Origin of the sequence: Kitasatospora sp. NPDC059571, assembly GCF_042735675.1 — a bacterium.
GTDB lineage: Bacteria > Actinomycetota > Actinomycetes > Streptomycetales > Streptomycetaceae > Kitasatospora.
The window spans coordinates 1-4,434 of the sequence record NZ_JBHWBW010000576.1; the positions used below are offsets into that span (position 1 = coordinate 1).

Sequence of the window (4,434 nt, forward strand, 5' to 3'; positions counted from 1 at the left end):
CTTCCGGCCCGTCCGGGCCGGCGAACGGTCAGCCGGCAGCGAGGAGCTCCAGGGTGTCGATCACCCGGTTGGAGAAGCCCCACTCGTTGTCGTACCAGGCGACCACCTTGATGTGGCGGCCGTCGACCCGGGTCAGCGCCGAGTCGAAGATCGACGAGGCCGGGTTTCCGGTGATGTCGGACGACACCAGCGGGTCCTCCGAGTACTCCAGGATGCCGGCGAGCGGTCCCTCCGCCGCGGTGCGGTACGCCGCCAGCACGTCCTCGCGGGTCACGTCGCGGGCGACGGTGGTGTTCAGCTCGACGATCGAGCCGACCGGGACCGGCACCCGGATCGAGTCGCCGGAGAGCTTCCCGCTGAGGTTCGGCAGGACCAGGCCGATCGCCTTGGCGGCGCCCGTCGTGGTCGGGACGATGTTGACGCCGGCGGCGCGGGCCCGGCGGGGATCGCGGTGCGGGCCGTCCTGCAGGTTCTGCTCCTGCGTGTAGGCGTGCACCGTCGTCATGAACCCGTGCTCGATGCCGGCGAGGTCGTCGAGCACCGCGGCCAGCGGCGCGAGCGCGTTCGTGGTGCACGAGGCGTTGGAGATGATCGTGTGCACGGCCGGGTCGTAGGCGTCGGTGTTGACACCGAACGCGAGCGTGACGTCCGCGCCGTCCGACGGCGCACCGACGAGCACCTTCTTCGCGCCCGCGTCGAGGTGGGCCCGGGCATCGGTGGCCGACGTGAAGCGGCCGGTCGCCTCGAGCACGATGTCGACCTCGAGCTCGGCCCAGGGGAGCTTCGCCGGCTCGCGCTCGGCCAGCACCCGGATCCGGCGGCCGTCGACGACGAGGGTGTCCCCGTCCACGGTGACCGGCCGGCCCAGTCGGCCGGCCGTCGTGTCGTAGGCGAGCAGCCGGGCCAGGGCGGCGGGCTCCGTGAGGTCGTTGACGGCGACGACCTCCAGGTCGCTGCCGCGCTCCAGCAGTGCGCGCAGCACGTTGCGTCCGATGCGGCCGAATCCGTTGACGGCAATGCGGGTCATGAGTGGTGTCCCTTTCTCCGGTTCACCACGAGGCTCGCACGCGGCGGCCGGCGGCAGCAGCGGCGTGAGCGCCACGGTTCGAAAGGATCGCGCCACGGGCTCGGGCCGGGGCGGCTGCGCCCTACTCGCCCCGGGCGAAGGTGCGCCGGTACTCGCTCGGCGTGGTACCGAGGATCCGCTGGAAGTGCAGCCGCAGGTTCGTCCCGGTGCCGAGACCGACGTCGGTGGCGATCTGCTCGACGCTCCGCTCCGACCGCTCCAGCAGCTCCCGCGCCAGGTCGATGCGGGCCCCCATCACCCACTGCATCGGTGTGCTGCCGGCGTCCTCGACGAAGCGCCGCGAGAACGTGCGCGGCGACACCGCCGCATGCCGGGCGAGCACCTCCAGGGTGAGGGGCCCGTCGAGGCGGTGCAGCGCCCACTCGCGGGTGGCGGCGAACCGCTCGCCGAGCGGCTCGGGCACGCTGCGCGGCACGTACTGCGCCTGGCCGCCGCTGCGGTAAGGGGCCGCGACCAGCCGCCGGGCCGCGTGGTTCGACGCGGCCACCCCGAGGTCGCCGCGCAGGATGTGCAGGCACAGGTCGATGCCGGACGCGGCGCCGGCCGAGGTCAGCACGCTGCCCTCGTCGACGAAGAGCACGTTCTCGTCGACCAGGATGCGCGGGTGCTTCGCCGCGAGGGCCCGCGTGTAGTGCCAGTGCGTGGTGGCGCGCCGGCCGTCGAGCAGGCCGGTGGCCGCGAGCGCGAAGGCGCCGGTGGAGATGGCGGCGAGCCGGGCGCCCCGGCCGTGGGCCGCGATCAGTGCGTCGATGACGGCCTGCGGCGGGTCCTCGCGATCGGGGAAGCGGTAGCCCGGAAGGAAGACGAGGTCGGCCCAGGCGAGCGCGTCGAGGCCGGTGGCGACGTGGTAGGAGAGGCCGTCGCCACCCGTCACGAGACCGGGTGCCGCGCCGCACACCCGGACCTCGTACGGCATGCTCGCCCGGGTCGAGAACACCTGGGCGGGGATGCCGACATCGAGCGGCTTCGCACCTTCGAGCACGAGGACGGCGACGCGGCGCAGGGGTGGGGCTGACACGGGACGAGGGTACGCGAAGGGTGCCGGGGGAGGGCATCGGCCCGGAGAGGCAGCCGGCCGTGTCCTGGCGTGCCGTCACCGTCCGCCGTGGGATGCCGATGTGATCAACATGCGCAAAAGGGTTCCGTGGGGCGGAAGCTCCCCTATGATCCGAGCCTGACAAGAGCGATGTGGTGGGCGGCACACGCATCCGCGCTACCCGCGCGAGGGCGTGTGAGGTGCCCTCGGTGCGGCGCCCACCCGGCGCCGACGATTCTCAGGTGGGGGTTCCATGACAGCAGGTTTCGCCCGGCGGAGTGCCGGACGGAGTGCGGTGGCGGCGATGTCGCTGATCGCCGGAGCGTTGACCCTCGGCATTCCGTCCGCCCAGGCGGACACCGGTCCCGGCCGGGTCGCCCTGGAGGGGACGAAGCCCGCATGGACGGCGGCGGCCGCCGACCAGGGGGCCACGGCCGCGTCCGCGCGGGTCGAGGCGCGGGTGTACCTGGCCGGACGCGACGCGAACGGCCTGACGGCGTACGCCGAGGCGGTGTCCGACCCGCAGTCGCCGCAGTACGGGAAGTACCTGACGCCGCAGCAGGCGCAGGACCGCTTCGGCGCGACGCAGGAGCAGATCGCGGCGGTCACCGGCTGGCTGCGGGCGTCCGGCCTGCAGGTGACCGGCACGACCGCGCACTACATCGCGGTGGCGGGCGACGCGGCGGCCGTGCAGAAGGCGTTCTCGACCTCGCTGCACGACTACCGCAAGGACGGCCGGACGTACCGGGCACCCGACCGCGCCGCCTCCGCCCCCGCGGCGGTGGCCGGCATGGTCCTCACCGTGACCGGCCTGGACGGCGCGCCGCACCGGGCGAAGCCGCAGGACACCCTGCCCGGCCCCGGCGACGGCTTCCGCAACGCCGGCCCGTACTCGACGTACTACGGTTCCAACACCGCCACGTCGCTGCCCGCCGTCGACGGCGCCAAGGTCCCGTACGCCGTGCACGGCTACACCGGCCGCCAGCTGCGCGCCGCGTACGGCGCGGAGGGGTTCACCGGCAAGGGCGTGACCGTCGCGATCACCGACGCGTTCGCGTCCCCGACGATGGCCGCCGACGCGAGCACCTACGCCAAGCGCAACGGCGACCGCGCGTACCGCAAGGGCCAGTACACCGAGGTCCTCCCCGCGTCCTACAACAGCGTCGAGGACTGCGGCGGCTCCGGTTGGTACGGCGAGGAGTCCCTCGACGTCGAGGCGGTGCACGCCCTCGCCCCGGAGGCGGACATCGTCTACGTGGGCGCCGCGTCCTGCAACGACGCCGACCTGCTCGACGCCCTCAACAAGATCGTCGACCACCGCCTGGCCGACATCGTCTCCAACTCGTGGGGCGACATCGAGAGCAACGAGACCCCGGACTCGGCGGCGGCCTACGACCAGACCTTCAAGCTGGGCGCCATCGAGGGCATCGGCTTCTACTTCTCCTCCGGCGACGACGGCGACGAGCTCGCCAACACCGGCAAGAAGCAGGTCGACAGCCCCACCAACTCGGCCTGGGTGACCGCGGTCGGCGGTACCTCGCTGGCCGTCGGGCGGGGCGACACCTACCAGTTCGAGACCGGCTGGGGCACCCGCAAGGCCCTGCTCTCGGCGGACGGCACCAGCTGGACCGACTTCCCCGGCCTGTTCACCGGCGGCGCCGGCGGCGGCACCAGCGCGACCGTCAAGCAGCCCTTCTACCAGCACGGTGTCGTTCCGGACGCGCTCGCCAAGGCCAACGGCCCCACCCGGATGCGCACCGTGCCGGACATCGCGGCCGTCGCCGACCCCAACACCGGCTTCCTGGTGGGCCAGACGCAGTCCTGGCCGGACGGATCGGTCAGCTACGACGAGTACCGCATCGGCGGCACCTCGCTGGCCTCGCCGGTCATCGCCGGCATCCAGGCCCTCGCCCAGCAGGCCCGCCACGCCCCGATCGGCTTCGCCAACCCGTCGATCTACGCCCGCTACAACACCCGGCTCCTGCACGACGTGACGGACCGGCCGCTGGGCGCCGGCCACACCCTCGCCGTGGCCCGGGTCGACTACGCGAACGGCACCGACGCCGCCGACGGCACCCAGACGTCCGTCCGCAGCCTCGGCAAGGACAGCTCGCTCAGCGCCGTCCGCGGCTACGACGACGTCACCGGAGTCGGCACCCCGGCCCCCGGCTACGTCGCCTCGTACGGCTTCCCGTACCGCCGCTAGCAGTCCCGTTCCAACCGGCAGGGGGGGGGGCGCGGCGCCCGCCCCCGCCCCCCCGGGGCGCCGGCCCCCCCCGGGGGGGGGGGGGCGGGCCCGCACCGCGAGACA

3 protein-coding genes are annotated in these 4,434 nt (G+C 73.7%); 1 reads left to right on the forward strand and 2 read right to left on the reverse strand.

The window, feature by feature from the left end:
- Nucleotides 1-28: 28 nt before the first annotated feature.
- Nucleotides 29-1,027, reverse strand: coding sequence for a type I glyceraldehyde-3-phosphate dehydrogenase (gap, locus tag ACFV0G_RS35815; RefSeq protein ID WP_380556962.1), 999 nt, complete (start codon nt 1,025-1,027; stop codon nt 29-31).
- Nucleotides 1,028-1,148: 121 nt separating this feature from the next.
- Nucleotides 1,149-2,105, reverse strand: coding sequence for a GlxA family transcriptional regulator (locus ACFV0G_RS35820; RefSeq protein ID WP_380556964.1), 957 nt, complete (start codon nt 2,103-2,105; stop codon nt 1,149-1,151).
- Between the two features lie 271 nt (nt 2,106-2,376).
- Between ACFV0G_RS35820 and ACFV0G_RS35825 the strand changes: the two genes are divergently transcribed.
- Complete coding sequence (locus ACFV0G_RS35825; protein ID WP_380556966.1) at nt 2,377-4,329, forward strand: protease pro-enzyme activation domain-containing protein; 1,953 nt, start codon at nt 2,377-2,379, stop codon at nt 4,327-4,329.
- Nucleotides 4,330-4,434 lie beyond the last annotated feature (105 nt).